29 protein-coding genes are annotated in these 22,545 nt (G+C 38.7%); all 29 read right to left on the reverse strand.

What is annotated here, in order from left to right:
- Nucleotides 1-11: 11 nt before the first annotated feature.
- Complete coding sequence (locus MKY45_RS17735) at nucleotides 12-299, reverse strand: hemolysin XhlA family protein (RefSeq protein ID WP_341173168.1); 288 nt, start codon at nucleotides 297-299, stop codon at nucleotides 12-14.
- 40 nt (nucleotides 300-339) lie between these two features.
- Nucleotides 340-603: a hypothetical protein gene (locus tag MKY45_RS17740; RefSeq protein ID WP_341173169.1), complete on the reverse strand. Its 264-nt coding sequence runs from the start codon at nucleotides 601-603 to the stop codon at nucleotides 340-342.
- Nucleotides 603-998 carry a hypothetical protein gene (locus MKY45_RS17745; protein ID WP_341173170.1) on the reverse strand — a complete coding sequence of 132 codons (396 nt, stop codon included), beginning with the start codon at nucleotides 996-998 and terminating at the stop codon, nucleotides 603-605. The genes MKY45_RS17740 and MKY45_RS17745 overlap by 1 nt, the downstream gene beginning before the upstream one ends.
- Nucleotides 999-1,000: 2 nt before the next feature.
- A complete protein-coding gene (locus tag MKY45_RS17750) occupies nucleotides 1,001-4,495 on the reverse strand; it encodes a phage tail spike protein (protein WP_341173171.1) in 3,495 nt (1,164 codons plus the stop codon).
- A gap of 128 nt (nucleotides 4,496-4,623) precedes the next feature.
- Nucleotides 4,624-5,334: a phage tail protein gene (locus tag MKY45_RS17755; RefSeq protein WP_341173172.1), complete on the reverse strand. Its 711-nt coding sequence runs from the start codon at nucleotides 5,332-5,334 to the stop codon at nucleotides 4,624-4,626.
- Between the two features lie 3 nt (nucleotides 5,335-5,337).
- On the reverse strand, nucleotides 5,338-10,452 hold the full coding sequence (locus tag MKY45_RS17760; protein ID WP_341173173.1) for a phage tail tape measure protein: 5,115 nt from the start codon (nucleotides 10,450-10,452) through the stop codon (nucleotides 5,338-5,340).
- A gap of 36 nt (nucleotides 10,453-10,488) precedes the next feature.
- Nucleotides 10,489-10,680, reverse strand: a complete 192-nt coding sequence (gpGT, locus tag MKY45_RS17765; protein ID WP_289584355.1) for a phage tail assembly chaperone GT — start codon at nucleotides 10,678-10,680, stop codon at nucleotides 10,489-10,491.
- Nucleotides 10,680-11,051, reverse strand: a complete 372-nt coding sequence (gene gpG, locus MKY45_RS17770; protein WP_289584356.1) for a phage tail assembly chaperone G — start codon at nucleotides 11,049-11,051, stop codon at nucleotides 10,680-10,682. Before gpG ends, gpGT begins: the two co-directional genes overlap by 1 nt.
- A 35-nt stretch (nucleotides 11,052-11,086) precedes the next feature.
- A complete protein-coding gene (locus MKY45_RS17775; RefSeq protein ID WP_341173174.1) occupies nucleotides 11,087-11,602 on the reverse strand; it encodes a collagen-like protein in 516 nt (171 codons plus the stop codon).
- Entirely contained in the window at nucleotides 11,602-12,225 is a 624-nt protein-coding gene (locus MKY45_RS17780; protein ID WP_341173175.1) for a major tail protein, read from the reverse strand. The genes MKY45_RS17775 and MKY45_RS17780 overlap by 1 nt, the downstream gene beginning before the upstream one ends.
- Nucleotides 12,226-12,240: 15 nt before the next feature.
- Nucleotides 12,241-12,624, reverse strand: coding sequence for a hypothetical protein (locus MKY45_RS17785; protein WP_289584358.1), 384 nt, complete (start codon nucleotides 12,622-12,624; stop codon nucleotides 12,241-12,243).
- Nucleotides 12,624-13,016, reverse strand: a complete 393-nt coding sequence (locus tag MKY45_RS17790) for an HK97-gp10 family putative phage morphogenesis protein (protein WP_289584359.1) — start codon at nucleotides 13,014-13,016, stop codon at nucleotides 12,624-12,626. Before MKY45_RS17790 ends, MKY45_RS17785 begins: the two co-directional genes overlap by 1 nt.
- Nucleotides 13,013-13,384 (reverse strand): phage head completion protein, encoded by a 372-nt coding sequence (locus MKY45_RS17795; RefSeq protein WP_289584360.1) that lies wholly within the window; start codon nucleotides 13,382-13,384, stop codon nucleotides 13,013-13,015. Before MKY45_RS17795 ends, MKY45_RS17790 begins: the two co-directional genes overlap by 4 nt.
- Complete coding sequence (locus MKY45_RS23315; RefSeq protein ID WP_435891025.1) at nucleotides 13,377-13,499, reverse strand: hypothetical protein; 123 nt, start codon at nucleotides 13,497-13,499, stop codon at nucleotides 13,377-13,379. Before MKY45_RS23315 ends, MKY45_RS17795 begins: the two co-directional genes overlap by 8 nt.
- A gap of 182 nt (nucleotides 13,500-13,681) precedes the next feature.
- Nucleotides 13,682-14,845 carry a phage major capsid protein gene (locus tag MKY45_RS17805; protein WP_341173176.1) on the reverse strand — a complete coding sequence of 388 codons (1,164 nt, stop codon included), beginning with the start codon at nucleotides 14,843-14,845 and terminating at the stop codon, nucleotides 13,682-13,684.
- A 20-nt stretch (nucleotides 14,846-14,865) separates the two neighbouring features.
- Complete coding sequence (locus MKY45_RS17810; RefSeq protein WP_445667643.1) at nucleotides 14,866-15,558, reverse strand: head maturation protease, ClpP-related; 693 nt, start codon at nucleotides 15,556-15,558, stop codon at nucleotides 14,866-14,868.
- Between the two features lie 77 nt (nucleotides 15,559-15,635).
- The gene (locus MKY45_RS17815; protein ID WP_341173178.1) at nucleotides 15,636-16,778 is read right to left on the reverse strand and encodes a phage portal protein; all 1,143 of its coding nucleotides are present in this window, start codon (nucleotides 16,776-16,778) and stop codon (nucleotides 15,636-15,638) included.
- A 185-nt stretch (nucleotides 16,779-16,963) separates the two neighbouring features.
- Nucleotides 16,964-18,595 carry a terminase TerL endonuclease subunit gene (locus MKY45_RS17820; RefSeq protein ID WP_341173179.1) on the reverse strand — a complete coding sequence of 544 codons (1,632 nt, stop codon included), beginning with the start codon at nucleotides 18,593-18,595 and terminating at the stop codon, nucleotides 16,964-16,966.
- Nucleotides 18,592-18,900, reverse strand: a complete 309-nt coding sequence (locus tag MKY45_RS17825) for a P27 family phage terminase small subunit (RefSeq protein ID WP_341173180.1) — start codon at nucleotides 18,898-18,900, stop codon at nucleotides 18,592-18,594. Before MKY45_RS17825 ends, MKY45_RS17820 begins: the two co-directional genes overlap by 4 nt.
- A 106-nt stretch (nucleotides 18,901-19,006) precedes the next feature.
- Entirely contained in the window at nucleotides 19,007-19,174 is a 168-nt protein-coding gene (locus tag MKY45_RS17830; RefSeq protein WP_341173181.1) for a hypothetical protein, read from the reverse strand.
- A gap of 1 nt (nucleotide 19,175) precedes the next feature.
- On the reverse strand, nucleotides 19,176-19,493 hold the full coding sequence (locus MKY45_RS17835) for a hypothetical protein (RefSeq protein WP_341173182.1): 318 nt from the start codon (nucleotides 19,491-19,493) through the stop codon (nucleotides 19,176-19,178).
- Nucleotides 19,480-19,818 (reverse strand): HNH endonuclease, encoded by a 339-nt coding sequence (locus MKY45_RS17840; protein ID WP_341173183.1) that lies wholly within the window; start codon nucleotides 19,816-19,818, stop codon nucleotides 19,480-19,482. The genes MKY45_RS17835 and MKY45_RS17840 overlap by 14 nt, the downstream gene beginning before the upstream one ends.
- 7 nt (nucleotides 19,819-19,825) lie before the next feature.
- A complete protein-coding gene (locus tag MKY45_RS17845; protein ID WP_341173184.1) occupies nucleotides 19,826-20,266 on the reverse strand; it encodes a hypothetical protein in 441 nt (146 codons plus the stop codon).
- 384 nt (nucleotides 20,267-20,650) lie between these two features.
- Nucleotides 20,651-21,088, reverse strand: a complete 438-nt coding sequence (locus MKY45_RS17850) for a transcriptional regulator (RefSeq protein ID WP_341173185.1) — start codon at nucleotides 21,086-21,088, stop codon at nucleotides 20,651-20,653.
- Nucleotides 21,089-21,099: 11 nt separating this feature from the next.
- Nucleotides 21,100-21,282, reverse strand: coding sequence for a hypothetical protein (locus tag MKY45_RS17855; protein ID WP_341173186.1), 183 nt, complete (start codon nucleotides 21,280-21,282; stop codon nucleotides 21,100-21,102).
- Nucleotides 21,282-21,488, reverse strand: coding sequence for a hypothetical protein (locus MKY45_RS17860; RefSeq protein WP_341173187.1), 207 nt, complete (start codon nucleotides 21,486-21,488; stop codon nucleotides 21,282-21,284). The genes MKY45_RS17855 and MKY45_RS17860 overlap by 1 nt, the downstream gene beginning before the upstream one ends.
- A 4-nt stretch (nucleotides 21,489-21,492) precedes the next feature.
- A complete protein-coding gene (locus MKY45_RS17865; RefSeq protein WP_341173188.1) occupies nucleotides 21,493-21,717 on the reverse strand; it encodes a hypothetical protein in 225 nt (74 codons plus the stop codon).
- A gap of 1 nt (nucleotide 21,718) precedes the next feature.
- Complete coding sequence (locus tag MKY45_RS17870) at nucleotides 21,719-22,258, reverse strand: dUTP diphosphatase (RefSeq protein WP_341173189.1); 540 nt, start codon at nucleotides 22,256-22,258, stop codon at nucleotides 21,719-21,721.
- Between the two features lie 11 nt (nucleotides 22,259-22,269).
- Nucleotides 22,270-22,512 carry a hypothetical protein gene (locus MKY45_RS17875; protein ID WP_341173190.1) on the reverse strand — a complete coding sequence of 81 codons (243 nt, stop codon included), beginning with the start codon at nucleotides 22,510-22,512 and terminating at the stop codon, nucleotides 22,270-22,272.
- Nucleotides 22,513-22,545 lie beyond the last annotated feature (33 nt).

Consider the following 22,545-nt stretch of genomic DNA (forward strand, 5'->3'; position numbering starts at 1 on the left):
CTAACCTCTCCTTAAAATATATTTGCTATTGCAACACCCACAACTCCTGCTACAACTGCTGTTACAAGCGCCGTAATAAAAGCGCCGGTTATCTTGCGTCTTATCCAGTTTGTATCATCTTGGATAGCGCTCAACGTCTGCTGCATTGTCTCTATTTGCCCGTCTTGACGTATATCATTGCGTTGTAGTCCTTCAACATCTTTTTTCATCAGATGGTAGTTGCTTTTTAGTTCGCTGACATCCTGCTGCATTCTCTCTTTCCAAGCATCCATATCTCCCATCTCCTCTTTATTTGACATGCTCGACCCCCCTACTACTTTTAGACATAAAAAATAACGCTTATTCAGCGTTTGTTAATGAATCTTTATATGCTTGTACATCTTCAATAAAGTTAGTAGCGTCAGAAATAATTTTCTCGGCCACCAGTAATCTTAGTTTATTTAAGTCTTCCTTATTTTCCTCGTATTGGTCGTGTGAGAGTCTAACTGGTTTACCATTATTAAACTCAAAGCCATCAGCAATATAGTTTAAGTCAACACTTGTGCAATCCTTGTCACGTCCGTCATCATAATTGAAATTAATTCCTGTGATAGTAATACGCATTATTCTTCACCTCCTTCGTTTGCTTCATTGTCAAGGTCAAACGCCTCATATAAAACAGAAAGAGCGTAAGCATCGTTCCCTGAGAACTCTTGCTCACACTCTTCTGCGGTTAACTCTTTAATTTTTGATTTAATAACGCCTAACCCCTTCTGATAATTATCACCTTCAACAGTGACGGTTTCTTTGTAATAATCTTTCAGTGATTGTTCCAGTTGTTTTCTGTCCTCTTTATAATCCTCCTGGATTGTTTTTTCACCTGCAGCAACTTCCTCCAGTTGTTGACCAAGGAAATTGGTGATTTTAGAACGGTTAACACTCTTTGGTCCTCGGAAATCCAAATTCTCCAGAAATACAATAACTCTTTCTAATTCGATGTTTTTAATTTTTAATTTCATAGCTAAGCTACCTCCAAATTGTGTATTCGCTGTTCTAAGTCAGCTATTTTAAGTGCTTGTTTTTCAATTATTTCTTCCAGATTCTTAACTTTGCTGTCAACCTTGGTATCCAGTTCTTGCAACCCTCTAGCCAATGGTGCGATTAGTTGCGTATAGCTAATCCCTAAATACCCTTGCCCATCCTGTGATACAATCTCTTGATTTGTATAATGATATTTATTTAACGTATCAGACATTTCTTGCGCAATGAAGCCTGTTCTAGTTGTGCTAGAATCAATCATTTCATAATCAACCGGATTCAGCTGGTTGATGAAGGCTAAGCCTAATTTGGTATTTTTGATGTTTTTCTTCTTTCTTCTGTCGGATGTCTCGGTGACTTTTTGAGCGTATAAATTACCGTACACATTGAAAGAATCGAAATGTCCAAATGTATATGGTCTACTGCTCAGCCCAACAGATGAATTTCCGCTTGAAGGAGCCCGTAAATTGGTGATATATCCATAACTAAAGTGATTGTAAGATTCCGTATCCCCAAGTACATAAGTGTAACTACCACCGTTTAACCCTCTTATTGACATCGTTCCGCCAGACTCTGATGTTTCAAACAGCCATCCTTTATTAATGCTCGCAACGTTCCTCACGTCAAAACTTTGAACAGAACGCAACCGGCGAATATACAAGTCATTGAACATGCGGTCGTTGTTCCCCAAATCGTAATTGTAACTAGCACCATTAATCGGAGTAATACTTGGCGAACCGTTGAAATCAATTTCAAGTCCTCTGTCCCAATCAACTGCCTGAGCTCTGAACTGGAACCTGAAACCACTGATACTGTTAGAAGCCCCATCGGTAATTGCTCTTGTCGTATTCCAGATAGCACCACTCCAATAAGGTGATAGTGTATCTAAGTTTGATGCTCCTGTTGTACCAGAGTAAGAAAACGGAAAACCAGATAATGATTTACCCACGCCAAAACCAGAAGAACGAGTAACTCCGCCTTCTGTATCGCTATATTGAATACGGTTAGAAACATTGGTAAATTCAATCATCGCCCCGTTTCCAAGAACGAAATTAACATTTCTCATCGTTAACAATCCGCTATTCATATTAAACGTTGTATTACTATTTTGAGATTGAAGAATACCACCAACAATGCTGTTTGCACTTACATTGATGACATTAACCTTTCCTCCATCAAAAGTCCCCCCAGTAATCTTTCCAGCATTTAAAGATGTAATATTAGCATTTTCAACTCTAAACGAACCATTAACAGTTGTATCCCCATCAAGGATAAGCTTTTTACCAGATATTAAAATATCTTCTGTGGAGATATTAATCTGGTTGATAATATCATTTTTTTGTACTCTTAAATTAATGTTATCGGACAACTGGCTTATTTGAGATTGAGTCGCCATGTCGTCTGGTGATAGAGACCAATCAGTACTTTTATTTCCACGTTCTAACTGCACCTTCGCTTTATTTCCTAAATCGGATACAATGACTGTTTCTCCATCATTCCACACTGCGACCGCATATTCTGTTTCATTCTCTCTTGTTGTAAATGTCATGGTAAGAGAATTAGTATCCACAAACATGGACCTCGAAAAACTGCCATCTGCATTCCACAGGTAGAGATAGAATATTACTCTATCATCATAAGTTGAATAGTCAGTCATCGTATAAACTGTATTGCTTTCAATTGATTTCTTAGGAGTTCGGATTCTTCCGGATGTGTTATTTAAATTACCAGTTGCGCTCCAATAACTTCCTGCTTCCCAGTTGTTTTCCTCGTGTGATATATAATTTTTTGCGCCAATTTGAAGGTCGTCTAAATCATCACGAACACCTTTGATAGTACTTTGCAAGCTTGTTGCCGTTTGTGTGAGAGTGCTTATGCTACCCTCGGCATTTGTCATTCGTGATTGTAGAGCAGTAGCCAATTGTGTAACTGTGGAAATGTCTCCTTCTGCATTAGATACTTTTGTTTGCAAACCTTGAGCAATCTGACTAATTTCACTGATATCTTCTGTGTTTTCATCTACCACTTTAGATAAGTTTTCTGCATTATCAAATGCTTCTTGAGCTTGATTTATTGCTTCAATAGCATTACTGGTAGCAAGGTCTGCTTTACCAACTGCCTCCTCCGCCCTATTATGTGCTTCTGCAGCTGTCTCTTTAGCTTCTTTTGATTCCATATCAATACTTAACTGCCACTGAACTCCGTCATAGATGTAAGTCCTTGTGTACTCTCCATCAACGATGCGGAACCAGATATCGCCTTTAATAAGATTGTCTCCAATCGGTTCATCCGGACCATAGTAAATGGTGTTTTTCCCATTGGCTGCACGAATGGCTTCATTGGATTTCTGGTCAATGTTATTCATTCGGTCGCCGATAACACCAAGATCATTTTCATTTTGATTTACACTGTCGGTAAAATTGGCTCTGACATTGCCAGCAGAAACTTTTCTATTCTTTTCAGCAATGGCATCATATTCGATTTTTACAATTGATGCTTTTAAATCTAATCCCCATTTAGTATGACCAACGGTGATAGTATCCCCTAGCCCAACATGCTCAAGTGCAGCAACATCCTTATATTCTTCTGTCTCATGCAGATGCTCAAACTCCACTTCCATACTGACAGAAGGAAGATCTTTATCTTTACCTTCATTACTAAAATAGTCCTTATAGGCATTGTATAAATCAGTGCTGTTCTCAATACCTTCCTCGCTACTTGCATCAATAGGAAGGATTTTAATATGAGGATATTTATCAATGTTTGGACTGTCAATATATTTTCCGGGAACAGTAATAAGCCTTGCCCGCTCTTCCTCTGTTTCCTCCACATACTTAAATGGATAAATGCGAGTAACTACGCTGTCATCGTCAAATGTCGCTTGTAATCCAGTTAGATTTTTCTTATACAGCACCTTGACACCATCATCAGAACCACGCCTGCGATGCATGATTAAATCGAAATTATCACGCTCAATCTGACCGCCCCAATGTTGTAAGATAGAACCTTCCGTACCAGCCACCATTTGTAATGGATTGTTACGATAGATATTAGTGCTGGATGTAGTTGTGGTATTCGTACTGGAAAAATTGAAACGAGTCGGATAAGCTAGCCTTTCTTGAATGGCTTTCATTGCCTGATAGGTTGTCATGTTACGAATTTCTAATGCTTCAACAAAGTTATCAGCTAAATCATTTGTGATGTGACGACCATTGATAATGATTTGATCCGCAGAATGGTCTTTGACATGAGAATAAATCCGAAATAACTGTGGCTGTTGTTTGTCATTTGCTTTAGACTTGATAATCATGCCGTTTTTAATTTCATCTGCAAGAAAGCCGTCTGCATCATATTCAATGGTAATTTCAGAATATCCGTTTAATTCTTCCTCTGGGTAGACTGTTATGGCATCACGTAAAAAACCAATCCCGTTATGTACGAAATTGGTCTCGTTTGATTTATATAAAATTGGATACATACTTTACCTCCTTTCGGTCAGACGTAAAAAAAGAAAGAATTAGTTTCCCTCTTTAAATTCAGCATTTTTCATTATTAAACTTCCGGTATCTAGATTGAATGAAGCACTTCCGTTCTCACTCACTAACATCACAACCACCTCCACCTAGGATTAATTTCTAATTTACTAATTTCTTCACTAAATTCAACAACATTACTGCCCGTCTTAAAAACAGGAAAATCACCAACCATATGATTATTTAGATTGGTGATATTTCCTGTCGTTTTTCTGTATGCATTCATTAATTCAGAGTCAATCTCTATTGTTCCATTAATATCAGTAATTTGTATTTCTTCTCCGTTGACGAATATTTTTCCGGATCCGGAACATGTTGCTTTGATATAAGGCTGTGATTCATAGCCTGGATTATTAAGGACTGTCCTTCCTGTGATAGTTCTTGTTTCGTTTGTTTCATACTGGAATGGGTCCAGGATAAATTCAACGGTGAATCTTCCATACTTAACAATGATGTTCTCTGCCGTGTCAATTCGTATTGATTTAACCCTATAATGGACGTCTTCATCATCACTGAACCTTAATGTCTTAGCATCAAGCAAAAACTGCTTAGCGACTCTAAACGCCTGCTTAAAAGGCATGATCTCGTTAATGTAAAAGTCCAACGGATAAGGAATATCCTTAAACCCGTATTTCTTAGTTAGAGAACCATGCCTGCCTCTGACATCTACATGCTCAACATCTTCTTCTGGAGATGGTACAGGCGCTCTATCTATCGGATGAATGCCTTTGGAAGCCGTGTCTATATCATTGATAAACACGACTGCTGCTTTTAATGGATTCATAGATTAAGCACCTCCCCATGCTGTTTTCTTTTTATTTCCAATATCATTTAATCCTCTATCTGCCAACTGGGATATATAAGTTTTAAACTCATGCTCGCCAATTTGCAGATTAGGATTTTTCGCAACCAGCTGTGTAAGCAATAAGATAATTTGTTTCAAATCATCCACTTGCTGGGATAGTAAAGAAACCATGCTTTCAAGGTACTGGATACCTGCACTATCACCAACACCACTAACATTAGGCAACTGATGTGGACGTTTATTTCCTTGAATTTCTTTACCAGCCAAAGCTAATAGTTTCATAGCTTCTGTGCGTCTGTTCGGCGCAGTTGGAATTATCCATTCCGGATATCCTTCCTCACCTAAATGATAAAGGCCTTCGTTTACTAATCCACCAGTTCCATATTTCCTTCCACCACGAGGACCCCATCCACGTTTGCCATAAGGAAGGTCACGACGCCAAGTTTTGTTGTTAAAAAATGCTAATAACTGATCATAACCGGAATAAATATTCTCATGACCCTTTACCTTGTAGGCGTTAAATGTTTGCGGTATATATTGAAGCAATCCACGTGCTGGGTTGCCGGCTGCAGTATTAACATCCCATACCGCAGATGATTGGATAATACGCTGATTACCACCAGATTCACGGTTAATCTGTGCCAATATACCATTAATTTCTGTAGGTGAAACAGTCTCACCCATTTGCGCTGCAGCACGTTGGATTTGTGACCGCCAATTACCTGCAGCACCAACTAATCCCATGCCGCCACTAACGCCTTCGGGACCACCCATATTGAGTTTTTCTTTCACAAAATCGATAGCTTTATCTTTTACAGTGGTAAATGCACCTTTTGCCATTTCAATCATAGCACCAACACCATCCGGTATTGAGACACCTACTTTTTCAAGTGCAATATTGAGTAGCTTTCCAGGATTCTCTACATAGTCCCAAACGTTTCCTGTCCATTCACCGATTTTCTTTCCTGCTGCAATCGTGGTGTCTTTTGCATAGTTATAACCCGTTGATATTTTGTCACTTGTCCAAGTTACTCCGGATTTAATATCATCCCAAGCACTTCCAAAAATACCTTTAGCATACGCAGGTATACCACTATCCAACAACTGACGAGTCATTTTCGCCGGAATAACTTGTGCTCCTTTTGCTATATTCGCAAGCACGTTTCTACCTTCGTACATACCGGTTGTTCCGTCTCGATTAATAATTAATTCAGGTCCGCTGTTGTCTCCTTTACCATCATTAATTAACGCTAATCCACCTTTATGGCTTTTGGTGCCGTGCGCCAACTGCGGTACGTCCCATTCAACTAACTGTTTGTCTTTTGGAACTTGTAATTTACCGAGTACCCAGTTAACCCCACCGATAACGCCATTAACGCCACCACCGATGCCGTCCATCATTTTTTGGCCTAAATCTTTCACTCCATCTTTCACTTTATATGCCATTTGTACTAATCCATCTTTCATTTTCCCTGGCATATCCTTTACACTCTGGACCATCTTCCCAACCCACTCAGATACATTATCGCGCATGTTAGAAAAAATTCCTGATACATTATCTTTTAAAGTGGTGAATCTGTCTCTAACATTTTTCACAACATTTTTTACTGGATTCCAGATTTTATCTTTGACTGCATTCCACAAACGCTGTGCCGTGTCACGGATTGTAGTGAAAATATTTGATACATTATCACGCATAGTTGTAAATCTAGTACGGACAAAGTCAACTATATTTCGGATAATTGTTTGGAAAAAAGTATAAATATTATTCCACAATAATGAAATCAATTCTTTTATTTTCGTGGTGATAGAATTGATAGTTTCACGCATCGCAGTAAATCTATTTCTAATAAATGTGACAATTGTTGATATGATTTTACTGAAAAACGACCAGATTCCATTCCAAATTGTTGTAATCACATTTCGGATAGTCTCTGTTATAGAACCGACTGTATTTCTCATGCCGCTAAAACTACTTCGGACAAACCCGACTATCCAAGTTATTACAGTAGAAAACAGGCTGCGTATGCCTCCCCACATGGTCGTAAATAATCCAGCAAAGCCTTTAATAAATATGACTCCACCTTTGATAATTCGACCGAAGAAAGATACCTGAACAAAATTCCAGATGAATTGTACCGCTCCGCCTAAAATTTGCTTAACTGCATCCCACAAAGCCGACCAATTTCCGGTGAATAATGCACTGAAAAATTGTATTAAACCAGTTATCACCTTGAGGGCTCCATCTATCGTACCCTTGATAGCATTCCAGGTTTCGATGACAATAAATTTTACAACAGGCCAAACATAGGACATGATGTTAGAAATAACATTCATCGCGCCTTTTATGATCGTTACGATATACGGAAAAACAAATTGAACAGCTGATGATATAGCGTTTATGACACCCGTTGCTATATCACGGATATAAGGCCACACAACAGCCCAGCCTGCCATAATATTATCTAACGCCCATTTAATTACAGTATAAATACCGGTAGCAAATCCTTTAATGCCTGACCAGATTATGTTAGCTGTTCCAAGGACAAACGATTGTATAAAACTCCACACGTTTTGTGCAGCTTGAGAAATCATTTCACCGTGTTCATTCCAAAAATCTGTAAGACTAGACCAAACAGATTTCACATATCCTACCACAGTGGATATTGCCAGTGAAACATTATCTCTTACACTATTAAAAATCGAGGTTGCTTTAGCTAAAATGCTATCTCCATTTTGATTCCACCAGTTTATTAAACCGCCCCATAAATTTTTAACAAAATCTACAGCAGTTTGGATGCCGGTAGATACTGCAGTTTTTATGCTACCAAAGATGCTTGTTGCTTTTTCGACCATGCTTTCGCCAGTAGAACTAAACCACGAAGTTAATCCAGACCAAGCGTTTTTAACAAAATCTACTGTTGCGCCAAAAGCCTTTTTCACAATGTCTCGAAAAAGAACAATTTTTAATGCAATACCATCTAAAACAGCTATCATTTTATCGGATACACCGATACTGCTTAAAAGGTCTCTGCCTTCTTGTCCGTCATCTTTAAATAATCCTTTAATGCCATCGACGAAGTTGGTAACAAGACCTCTGATATGGGATAATTTGAGTGCAATAAAGTCCACTGTCTCAATAAATTTATCTGAGAAACCAAGACTGGCTAAAATATCTCTTCCGGATTGTCCATCATCATGAAAAAGACCTTTAATACCTTCAATGAATTCTTTTACTTTTGCAAATGCATTTTTAACTCCATCTATAATTTTATTTACGCCTTCACGGAATGTCTCTGATTTTTTATAAGCTGTTACAAATGCTGTTCCTAATGCTAATACTCCAGAGATTATCCAACCTACCGGTCCCGTGAGAACCCTTATTCCTCCAAGAATCAACCTCAGCATTTTAGTTAGCAAACCGCCTTTTTTCGCACCACTTGCAGTAGCTTTCCCGAAGTTTTTCACTTTAGAAATAACCGGTTGTATAAACCTAGCGAAATCTTTAAATCCTCGTGTCGCACTCCTTATAACAGTGAAAAACACCCCTAAACCAAAAACTAATGGCCCTAATGCAGCTGCTAAAGCACCAATAATAACCCCTGTAACTTTTGCTGCTGGGGATAGATTATTGAGCCACTGTACTAAACCTTTCAGTTTTTCCGCACCCATTTCTAAAGCCGGGAGCATCGTTTCATAAACAGAAATCATAAAACCTTCTAATCCAGATTTGATTTCTCGCAATGTACCGCCAAGCGTGCCTTCCATTATGTCGGACATTTCTTTGGCAGCTCCGTTTGAATCTTCGATAGCACCGGCTAACTTTTTATAATCTTCTTCCGACGCATTAACAATGGATAACGCACCCGACATGGCTTCTTTTCCAAATATCGTTGCAGCTGCAGATGCTTGTTGTTCCTCTGACAGACCAGAAAAAGATGAACGCAAATCATCCATAATTTCATCAAAGGATTTCATGTTGCCTTCTCCATCAGTAAGGGAAATGCCCAGCCTGTCCATTTCAGTTTTCATTTGATCCGTTGGTTTAGCGAGGTTTGTCATCATGGTGCGCAACGCAGTACCGGCTTTTTCACCTTTGATACCTGCATTAGACATTAAACCGATGGCCGTCGCTGTATCTTCTACAGAGTAACCTAGTGCACCTGCGACCGGAGCTACGTATTTAAACGCATTACCTAAACCACTAACATTGGTGTTGGCGTTAGCACTAGCTGCTGCTAAAACATCTGCAAACCTTCCGCTATCCTCCGCACTTAATCCAAATGCAGATAAAGCATCTGTGACAATATCTGATACAGTAGCAAGGTCTTCCCCAGATGCAGCCGCAAGAGACATAACACCTTCAATACCGCCAAGCATATCCTCTGTTTGCCATCCAGCTAAGGCCATGTATTCAAGCGCTTCTGCTGATTCTGATGCACTAAATCTGGTTGTTGCCCCCATTTCCTTGGCTTTATCTCGTAATTTAGTTAAATCATCGCCAGTAGCGCCGGATATAGCTTGTACTCTGGCCATGCTATCGTCAAAATCAATACCGGTTTTTGTAGCCAAGGCACCGAAACCCATTAATGGAGCAGTGACGTACATCATCATGTTTTTGCCAACATCTTTCATTACGTCTCCAACGGCCCCTATTTTTTCACCGAAAACAGCAGCTTTATCTCCAAACTGGACAAGCTTGGATTCATTTAATTCTTGCTCTCTGCGTAGTTGTTCCAGTTCATCAGTTGTACGCTCTACATATCTTTCCAGATTATTTAAAGCTGCAGCCTGATTGTTGTACTCTCTTTCTGCTTTTTCTGCCTCAGCAGAACCTTTTCCATTTTCATCAATCATTTTTTCCATTTCATCTTTTGCAGCTTTAGTAACTGATTTTTGTACTTCTAATTTTTTGTTTAGACCTTCTAGCCTTGTTTCATATTTGGATACCGATCTGTCCGACCTGTCAAACGAGGACATGTTATTTCTCATTTCACTATTGACTGTACGGATTTTGTCTTTTAAACCAGTCAGACCTCGTTCTAAACCAATGGAGTCTAAATCTAACCCAATACTTAATCCTTCTATTCTTTCCAATTAAATTTACCTCCCTTCGTTTAGAAAAAGGAAAAATCACCTAGTGCCACCGAATGCAGCAATAAGTGATTTTTCTTCTTTTGGTTTACTTTTTTCTGCCAAAATGTCTAAGACAAAGTTATACGGCATGTTTAATATTTCATTTATATCCTTGCCGTCTTTCATCAAATCGTGGATGAGATTATCCATGTATTGTTTTTGTTTAGCTGGAGAAAAATCCTCATCCATTAATTTTTCTTCTCCAGGAACTTTTTTGTTTCATTGCTTTGCTGTCCTTGTGCTATAAATACAATCTGCTCTTGCAACGTGGTGATAGCACTTGGAGCATGTAGACCGTTTTCTAACTCCTCACGGGTAAATTGTCCTTTGTAAACATCGTTTGCTACAAAATCAATTAATTTTCCAATCAATTCACGCTCGCTCAATTTATCCTCATCGTCTGAATTATCAATTTCCGCTGTTAAATCAGTAGCTTGATAGATTACACTTAACGGGATAAATGCAGGGGTCCAATATTTTTTAGTTTCGACTTCTGCACCTTCTGCTGCTTCTTCTGGGTTTGTTACTAGTTCTATTAAATTTCTTTTTAAATTTGCCATGTATTTTTTCCTCCTAATATAAAAAGAGAGCGATATTATTCGCTCTCTCCATCTGTAATTAATTCTTTTAATGCAGCTGCTTCTTCTTCTGTGAAGAGGTTGTCTCCCGGATCTCCTTTGTCACCTTTAGCGCCTGGGGCTCCATCTTCTCCAGGATCGCCTTTATCCCCTTTGTCTCCCTTAGGACCCGCAGGGCCACGTTCGCCTGTTTTACCACTTGCTTGTCTAACCAATTTAGCAGTGTCGCCTTCTTCTACAGCTTCAGCTATATATCCAATGCCATTCCCATCGGATGAAACAATAACTCCGCCTTCACCAACTTCTACATAGGTCCCAGCAGATAAATCTTCCCCTGCTTCAACATTCCAAACAGGATTATTTTTCATGGTAACATCAACTACATCATTTTCCTTTAACTCTCTAGTTGATACAAAATCAGGGTTACCCCCTGGCGTGGTGACAGAGATGTGAGGAGCTCCATTACCACCACTCATAGACAACAAACGGTTCGACTGGACATCTTCTGTTACAATCGCTTCGAATGTACTCATTATCCTTCTACACCACCTTGGTTTCCGTCTTCATCAGTATTCGGGTACCCTTCTCCAAAGATAGCTTGATAGATAGCATCCCGTTGTGTGGTTTCTCCTTTCGGATCGTAAGCAAAGATGACTGATTTATCATCACTAAATCCTTCTACTTTATCATCTTGGAATTGACCAGAGATTTCGTCAGAAGAGAATTCTGTGGATTCTCCTTTTGTTTCTTTTTCGATACTTGGACGTGTGAAGATCCCTTTCGGTAATCCCACATACTCCGCAGAACCGTCCTCATAAGTTTGCGTAAAAATAACGCCAACGTATGGAGGATTATCGTTTCCACCCGTTCCGATCAATCCATTTTCAGATTCTTCCCAGCCAAGCATGCGGACTTTATCCTGTAAAGGAACTTTATGAAAGCCCCCTGTTACCTCAATATCCCCGCTGGAAGTTGCCATTTCGGCTGTAGTATTATCCCCATAAGCTTTTACGATTTCCTGTTCCATTGTTACTCCAATGCTTTGCAAGAAATTAACACGATTAATTTTTGCAGCTTCATCACCTATAACTTTATAATCAAAATGTTTAACACCAGTTGTGGCCTTGTGTGGCTGATTGATTTTTGGTTCTGCCATTTAAATCACTCCTATTTATAATTTATTAAAATCTTCTCGATACGTTTTCTTGCTATACCTTCTTGCAATCCGGAATATCCCGGTGTCTTTATCCCATTCATCGGGACCAGTTTTTTCGCTGAATCCGTTTTGGCTGACTAATATTTTTCTGATTTGCTTTGCTACTAAATCTCTTGTTTTCCGGTTATCTGACCAGATATCTATTTGAATAAGGGTATCCTCACTTAAATAAATATTGTCGGCATAATCACCAACCTGCGCTGTATCTATCGGGTCCATAACAATATAAATCCCGCTAAAATCACCAGTTGCGGGATATTCATAAAACTTAATTCGATTTCCTACATACCGTTTAATAACACTGTCAGCAACTAAAAGGGAATACATGTAATCGAGCATTAAATCCCCCTCCTAATCGCCTCTTTTACAGCACGTCTATACGCATTTTCTGCATTACGCATAGCCTTAGCGATAGATCCTTTACCTGCAGGGTTAGGGTTTTTGACTGTTCCCCACTCGTTTAAATGGATAATACGATAGCGACTGTCTGGCCCTTTCCAGTGGATTTTTATTGTGCGATTACCTCTCACAGTTATTGGTTGAGACACCGTGATTTCATCATGACTAGCTCCGGTATCTTTCCAACCGGAAAACTGCCTTTGCAATTCAGCAACAAAAACACGCGCGCCTGCTTTCAGTGCTGCATCGCTAATTACTTGCATTTTTGCTTTTCCTAAACGTCTTTCTATTTCTGCCATCACTTTTTGCTGACCTTTAACTTCCACACTCATTGCTTAGCCACCTTTGCGACAATATCTATAAAGCGTCTGTCTTGGAGATTAGGCTGTGCTGTAACGATATTGTAAGGTAAGTCTTTGTAATCCACATCATCAATCTCTAAATAATGCGTGTTGTTAGGTCTATAATCACCTTGCGGATCTCGAATGGTAATCGTGATATCTGATAAGGTTCCATTTGACTTAGCTAGCTCTAAATCTTTTAGCCACACTCTGTCAACTTTGCACATGCACTCATAAAGCACGCTCTTTTGACTTTCCCCTGGTTCGGGACCATCATTAGGGGCATACTCATAAAACGTGATAGGCGTTCGCAATTGACCACTGTGGACTCGTGGTGGCTTATATTTAAAATCACGCATCTGCATCACTCTCCAATGGATAAGCAATATCGATTCCCAGTGCTGTAATATCACTTAGAAAATTATTTTCAAAGTATTCCACAGCGTCATTATAGGCATATCGCGAACGTTCCAAGACAAGTTCTTGCCCCCTAATATCGGTCTCATTGTTTCCTTCAAGCGAAAATTCACCGCATTTACTTTTAACGTAAGCATAAGAAAAGGATAACAACCCTCTCAAGTTGTCATCCTCTGAATTATGTGATATATGCATACGGTTCTTAAACTTTTCCAAAATGTTTTCTGTGATCAATTAGATCACCCCTCTACGCCACCTGGTTCAGAATCATTGGAAATATCCACATCTAAATCATACAATTGTGCAGCGTTGTTATCTTTAGGCTTACCTGTAGCAAACTGTTTTGCAATAAACAGGTCAGCATCTTCTAAAGCAAGCGTTTCAGTATATCGTTTAACTTCCACACCGCCGCCGATAGCTGCAACGTACTCATCTTTAACAAAAAATAGCGCTTTGCCTTTTGGAATAAATACAGATTCCGTCATAATCGGATTAAAAGGAAGATTAGTAGTGTAGACACCACTTGCAGTCTGCACCGTTGCATTTGCTTGAATATCAAACGTATCAAACGGATTAGTCACCATAACGATTTTTCCAGCTACGTTACGTGGACGGTCAGCTACTTCTCCGTCTGATTTCAAACGTTCAGCTAACTTTTTCACAACGCCTTTAAGTTCATTTATGGTGGTGCGCCCTGGTTTAAAAGTAAGAGTACCCGCAGATTCCTTATCTGTAACAGCTCCGTTAGTGCCAACCTCTTTAAGTAAACCGATAGGTTCATTTTGAGATGGACCTCCTCCTTCAACATATCCGCGCTCTAGACCGACAGTCATTGCTTCTGCGATAATTGTGCGTACATAACGCTCAACCCATGCAGGGCCCAATTTAAGCATGTCTTTTGCAATTGGTACAAAAGCAGTTAATTTAAGCTGTTCGATTTTCTCTTTACGGAAGGTTGCATTTAACTGTCCGTTGATATCACCAAACAACGGACCCCATACAGCTTGTCCAGTTGGATCATTTGAATAAATAAATTCCGTAACTGCTCCAAGGTTCTGGATGCCGATTGCTGATAAAAGAGGGTGATTATTTGTAATATCCTCAAAGATACGCTCTTGTGTGGTTTTAGGAAGCGTATCCGTGTCCTTAAATCCGCCTTCTTCAATTACAGCGTTGAAAAACTTCGATTCTTCGGACGTCAATACGTTCTGCCCACGCTGCGACATAACCATTGCATCAGCGTTTTGCATGTTTACTTCATTTAAAATTTGCCCGCGCACATCGTTTGCAAGTGCTTCAAGCATATTATTTAAAGCAGTTGCTTGTTCTTTTTCTGTTCCATTCTGTGTGGCATCAGCAAATGCCTGTTTCTTTTCTTCAAAATTATTGAATTTAATTGTCATTAGGTAATGACCTCCTTGTTTTATAAATTTAAAAAAAGCTTACTCATATTTTTTTGAGTAGGCTCTGGTTCTGGTGGTTTGTTGTTTTGTTGTGCAGCATATTTCGCTACTAAATCATCTTTAAAATTCTCAACGGTTTCTTCTTCCTCTTGCGTGTCATCAATTTCAATTTCTTCTGCTACCTCATCGGCTAATCCTAACGCAACGGCTTCTTCAGCAGTTAGCCAAGTTTCATCTTTAAGCAATGTAACCAATTCATCATCGGACCCAACAAAACGATTTTTATACGAGGCACGTAATGCTGTATCAACCTTACGCAAGTCTTTAGCCGTCTTTTCAAACATATCAGCATTACCATATTCGATGGTGCTGGCTTGGTGTACCATCATCATGGTATTGCTTGGCATAATGACTTTATCGCCTGCCATCGCAATAACAGATGCAGCGCTTGCTGCCCAACCATCAATATGCACAATAATTTCTGCATCATGCTGTTTTAAGATATTACAGATAGCCACACCATCAAATGCAGACCCACCACCTGAATTAATGTGAACATGAATTTTTTCTGCTGATGTTTGTTGTATCTGTTCTAATACTCTTTCAGCATTGTTCTGCCAGCCTCCAATAAAACCGTAGACAGATAACTTATATTCGTTATCGGATTTTGCTTCAAAACGAATGTCTCTTTTAAGATTAATTAATTTATTCATATCCGGTTTGTTCACTTATTCTCACCCCCTTCAAATATACAAAGGCTACTACCTGTAGCTAGGAGATAGATGACCACCTACCTTTCCTGTGATTCTTCATTACTTTCCACAACCTCGGAATAGTTCTTCGTCATCACATACTTGTTATGAATTGGTTCATCGGTTTCTGGTAACTTGAATTTATCCCGCATTTCATTAGGATTCATCACGCTGGTAGCGATTATCTTGTCAGCAGCATTAGCTAGGTCGAATATATCTCGATAGCTTGGCCTGATTACTTCCAGATTCTCACCGTTTAAATAATCCTTTTTCTCAATGAATTTATTATTTAATTCATCGCTAATCTTTTCGATAATCGGGTCTATACAAAAAAACATGAAATTTCTTGTCTGTTTCTCCACATCAGCCATCTCCCCGTGAATGAGAGAGGGAGGGATTCCCAATGCTTTTGCCACTTGATTCATAAAGTCGTTCGTGGCTTTTGTGACATCCTCCACAGATTGACCAGAACCAACAGCGCCCTTTGAATGCTCCTCATACTTAAAACCTTGTTGTTGTGGGACAATAGCAAAAGCTTTTGTCTTGATTGACCCATAAAGCTTGTCTATGAATTTTTGTAAAGGGTTTTGCCCGTCCTCATCTTTTCTCACTGTAGTGCTTACATCTACAGTTGCTCGTATCTGGTTTTTGTGTTTCTGAAATTCCAACAATCTACCAATCAATTCGCCGTAATCATCATAAACGGTATCTATTAATCTTGATAAATTTACATTGCTGTACTCAATAAAAATAACCTCACTCATAGGAAACGTCCTTTGAAAAGTGAAGTTATTTATTGTCACATCTTTAAATAAATCTTCCACAAGCCCATATTCGATGCGATTGTAATCATCCGCAATTAATAAATCATCTGTATCCGATTTAATGATTAAACACTCAGTGTCATGTATCAGCTTATGGATAACAGTCTGCCAAAATATAGCCGCTGATTGGTTCTGATTCGGTCTGACGTTTAATTTATAATACATTTCATCTTTAACAGTTTTCTTATCTTTTCGAATCCTAAACTCTGACTGACTGATGGTTCTTCCGATAAAATCCACACACGTTTGTACAGCTAACTTTTTTTGCTGTATACGTTCGGAGGTGGAATCGATTAAATCTAGGTCATACATCTGTTCCAGTTCTTTATTTTTCCTGAGTAAATCAAATAACCCCAATGTCTCACCTCCTTACCAGCACTTTGAACACATCTTTAACTGACTCTTTCAGTGCGAACTGATTATATCGACAGGTTTCTTTTATTGCTTCTCGATACTCCGGACAAGACTTTAGGAGCTTCTGTTCCTCCTGCGTTTGTTTGGATACGAACCTTTCAAAAATAGTCTCCATAAAATCAAACCCCTTAAAAACTAATTTCATCTAAGAAGAATTCCTCTTCTTCTTCCAAGATATTATCTGCTTGCCACAAGGCATGGATGAAAGCTTGGAATCCGTCTGTTTTTCTCCGAATCTCATCTTTTTTCAAGTACTCTTTATTTCCATCTTTTTTTATCTTTACATATACATTATTTGTAAACCAACGCATTAATGGATTGTCTCCATAAATGATATTATGATTAGCAAATAACGTCTCTACCCTTGGAGCCAAGAGGGAGTGGATTGCTTTAGGATTTCGAATATATATTAATTCAAACCCTTCTGCTTCCAATGCTGTTTTGACTAAATCCAAACGGAATGTATCTGCCACTATTCGATGTAACCCGTATTTTTCTCGCATATCGCAAAACCAATTAACAATGTGCTTGATATCAATAACAGGCTCATCCACAACGGTTAATAACCCGTCATGCTCCCAATCGTAAATAGGCGCTTTTAATTTTACGTTATTCAAAAATCCTTTGCGGACAAATGAATGAGTTTTCCAGATGTAATCATCGCCGACTTTAAACAATAATCCTACTGCAGCAAAGTCTTTAATACTGGCGAAGTCTAATCCACCTACACACGTTTTATGTTCTAATTCCGGCATCGGTCTGTTAGTCGCCTTTATGTCTTCCCATGAAGCGACTGTTTGTGTTGGGTCAACTTCTGGCAGATTCATTCGTTTTGTCATAAACTCCATGCGATTGCTGGGGTTGTTCACAAGCTGTTTATACTGTGTTTTAACTTTCCTGAATAAACCCTTACCGTAACTACTCATTGGTTCACAAAACATCGGATTCGCTTTTTCCCAAGCAGTGAAATCATCTACTTCTTTCGGGTCATCAATCTTGCAGATGAAAGGAAACATCGGATCGTCTAATTCTTTGCCCTCTAAGATGTTCATAGCGCGTTCTTTTGTCTTGTCCAAGAAACCTTCACGCACAAATCCATCTGTGCCAATAAAGAACTCTCTGCCGTTGTCTACTTTACCCAATCCACTAGAAAATACATTCACTGTATCGTAATTTTCATATTGATGAATTTCATCGTATATGATGCAACCGTCTCTAAGACCGTCTTTTGTGTTGGCGTTTGAAGTATGATATTGAACAATGCTTTTCGTGTCATTCCCAAGTATTTCAACCTTGGTCCGATAAAACATATTTTCTAAAACCTTTTCACCTTCAATAACATCATATATTTCCCGGAATGATGTTTTCGCCTGCAGTTCACTATTCGCTACGATCGATATATTGTAACGATCAATCCCATGCAGTGGACTAATGAAAAAATGAGCCAACGCGGATATAAGTCCATTCTTCCCTCCACCTCTCGCCATCATAATTAAAAATTGCTCATAAAAAACAGCGCCGTCTTTGTAAAACAAAAAGACAAACGCTGCGATGAATTTCTGAAATGGCTGTAAAGGGAAGTACCATTTTTCAGTAAAGGCTATGAAGTTTTCAATTTTTGTTTCATCGAAATATAAATCATCCCTGTTAAGGACGTGTTTTTGTAGATGTTCGATTAAGAGAATGCGCTCTTTATTCAACTTAATCTTACCGTCCATATAAAGGCTGATATATTCATCCACATGCTTATTTGTAATCATATCAGATCGTCAGCAGAGCGCGTGGGTTCTTCTTCGATTTCCGGTGCGAAACCAAATGACTTTTCTATACTCAGTAAAGCAGCGTTTGCTTTGTTACGTTCTGTCAGCAGAGGGTGAGCCTTCACGAATGTTTGTGAGGCGTTTACTGTTATAACAGATTCCCCTTCTTTTTTAATGGTTGCATCCATGCGTCTATATGATTCCACATGCTGAATGTATCTTTCGACTTTCTCAACTTGCATCAAATCATCCACATCTATTCTTTCCATCAGCTGCTTTTTTAGTTTAGGAATACTTACCGCCATGTACTCACCCCCTATTGTGTATTATTTTTCCTTTGAATCTCGGAAGTCGATTCCCCTGCCCGGTCCCCAGGCTAAAAAGATTTGCCAAAGTTTTGGGTGGGGGGGATTATAATTGTTTCTGTAATTCTTCTTTTTCTTTTTTCGCTTCTTCTTTTTTCGTGCGACAATAATTCAACGTTTCTTCCGCAGCTTCGATTTCTTCATCATTCATTCTGATTACTTTATCAAGAATTTCTATTCTATTATCTATCACTCTTTTTAAATAACTCATCATATCACCTCGTATATTTATTTTTCCATTTCCACAACACTAATTGTATCCTGAACATAATAGAATCAATTCGTTCTGCAATGGTTTTATTGCCAACTAATTTTGAGTCTGATTTCATTAATTCTTCAATCGGTGTTATGGATAGATATTCATCTGTGAAGAACATCGGTCCGTAATTAGTTATTTTATAATATTTCCATTGAGATATATCTATACCACGTAATTGCATTCGCTTTAAATGCTTATGATAAATATCATCATCAATTGGTTTTATTTTTAATTGTTTAATCTTCTCTTCAATCATCCAATCACCACCATTCATCTCCTGCCCACTTATTCTTTTTCTTCTCGAATATTCTGCCTTCCTTAACATTATGATGATACACACACAATGTCTGCAGGTTATCCAACGTTAAAGCCAGCTTAGGATAATGTTCTATTGGATAGATATGATCCACGTTTAACTTAACCTCTTTACGTTCTCCTGGTGTCTTGATGCTGTCGACTGTTACCTTGCCTTCTTTCTTGCATTGGACACACTCATAGTTGTCACGCTTAAGTGCTTCTAATCGAACACCGTCTTTACCACACCATTCCTTAGAACGATAGAACCTTTTCTTTTGTTCGTATGTTTTGTATTCAGGCATTGTGAAATCACATCGAAGAATCTTTAGTAGATTGTCTTTTAACCTCTTGGCTAATAAACTCTTTAACGTCCGGATGCAACGAACCACATTTAGCAACTTCCTCATCGTCAGCATAAGCTCTTACAATCTCATCTACAGGTTCGACATAACCGCCGACTTCATAATGAATCAGGTCAAGAACTCTACTTACTTTTTCCTCTTGTCCTCCAAAGTCTGTGAGAAACTCTGCATATCGCATCATTGACTCCACTCGTTGTACATCGAATCGTTTCAATTTATTCTCCCTCTTTCCTGTAGGTAGTTTCTGTTTGTATTTTGCATAATGGAATTTGTCTATAAAAGGTCCTCCACACTTAGGGCACTCAATTACTTCTTGGTTGTTATTCTTGGCTCCAACCGTAGAAGTACTGCAATCACAAAACAAACATATTCTTGGTGTGCTATACACGAATAACCCTCCCTTTCCAAACAAAAATAAAAAGACATCCCATAACGGAATGCCTCTATGTAAAGTGGTGCAGCCTAATACGGAAGCTGCACCCAATTAAGATATAGGCGACACAGAACTTATCCAAGGCTCTGCGTCTTGAAATAAATTAATTTAAACACATACATAGGATGTTGTATTTAGGTAAAATCCCTATACTAGCATAATAAATCATTTTTAGACCTCAAAAGTGACATGATAGTGACATTTATAAATATAATATGTTTCCTATTCTCACTGACTTAAAATGTTTACACATGGTTGGTGTCATCGGTTTTATATTCCTGGTGGCAAGCTTTGCTCGGAAATGCTTAAAGGTGCTACTCCTTCTTGGTATCGTTTTAGTCACCTCCATCCTAACACCTCCACAGTTGCTTGGATGATCTCATTTCTCCAACGCATAGCTTGCCTTTTACTTACATTCAGCTCCAGAGCTATTCCATCCCAAGTCAACTGTCTATTCTTTGACCAATACTTTAATCTTACTAACTGTTTATAATTATCTGGTAATGCATTATATACCTGGTCAATAGCATCCACAATGTCATTCAGATGGTTAAGCTGTTTGTTGCGTGTTAATCTTGTAGCCATATTGCCGGTCGGATCTCCTGGTTTCCTTACAGAGTTTGCCCCTCCGCCCGTATTCGTGTCTGGTTCTTCATCAAATGGATTCATAATGGATTCTCTCAGTTTGCTAATCTCTTTTAATGTATCGTGATAGTCGTACCATTCTGATTCTACTTGTTTGAAAGTTAATTTTTTTGTTTTAATGGCTGTTGTCACCGTATCACCCCTTATTCATAAACTTCTCCAAGATACTTGATTCCTTGTATACTTTCCGGTCCATTGCTACTCCCTAGAAAATAACGTTCGCATGCATTGGCAACCAATTTGATATCCTTATATTTTGTGGTTACTTTAAATGTATTTTCGATACATATTACCTTGTGCGTGATTTCCCATAAATGTTTCATCATCACTCAACCCTCTCCTTCACGTATACAGCCTCATAGTACGTTTCTTCAATCGTCATGATGTATTGACCTCTCTTGTTGAATATCTTCTCATATGCCGTTATTTCTTCAATTGGCTTCTTGCACTCGAAACCGGATTTTTCCTTGTCTATACACAACATCAGACATTTACGCTTATTTGCGTGTCTAACCCTGCTAATTGCTCTCATTCCTCTAGACCTCGTCGATGTAGTGACTCACTCGTACTACTTCTGACGCATTGACTATATTAGTTTCGTTTCCGCTATTAATCGATATATAGCCAGGAATTTTACTTTTAAAAGTGCTTATAATGATATCATTCACTTGTTCTATAGATTTCTTATGCTCCTCATTAATAGGAACTTCTATTACATCCTCGCGACCATTTTTGTAAAGAATTGAATAAGTTATTTTCATGCTATACCTCCTCTGTATACTTAACCCCAGTTGACCCGTATCCATTCACACCACGCACTGAACCAGACAGCTTGTCCACCTCTTCAAATTCTGTTCTAGCTACTGGAGCAAGTATCCCTTGTGCTATCCTATCTCCCTTTTGAATCTTGTAATGCATTCCTTTTATACAATCCCAAGCATGATTACTAACATTGTTTCCCGATATGTCGTGATATACAGGAACTACAAAACTGTTCATTTCTAAATTTTCTCGAATTGTACATGGAGTTATGTTATCTACTATCACACCAACCTCACCACGATAATTGGAATCAATCGTGCCAAGCTGTACTCTCAATTTTGTTTTCAAAGTGATACCGGATCGTGGTCTGACTTGAATTTCAAACCCTTCCGGTATATCGAATGCTAACCCTGTCTTAATAAGTTTTGTTTCTCCTGGTTCAATAATTACATCTTCCACAGCGACTAAATCAAAGCCACTATCACCTTGCTGTGCGTATTTAGGTAATACCGCATCCTGATGCATCTTTTTGACTTTCATTGATTGACCTCCTAATAAAGTGAAGTTCTTTCATCTATTCTTTTGGTAGCTTCTTTGCCCATTTCTTGCATATCCCAATCAGGGTTGTTGTTCGCCAGCTCTTTAATATATTGATACTTAATTTCATCCTCTAGCCTGTCGTAAGTTCCTTCCGGGCCACTTGCGTATTCGCTACTAACTCGTGGGTAATAAAGCTTCAGATGCAATTCAACAATGCTATCAATCACATAATCCTTAAAATTCTTTTCCGCCATATCCATCCCCCTATCTAAAAATCACATAATCAT

The organism is Oceanobacillus sp. FSL K6-0251 (assembly GCF_038004725.1).
GTDB classification, from domain to species: Bacteria; Bacillota; Bacilli; order Bacillales; family Amphibacillaceae; genus Oceanobacillus; species Oceanobacillus oncorhynchi.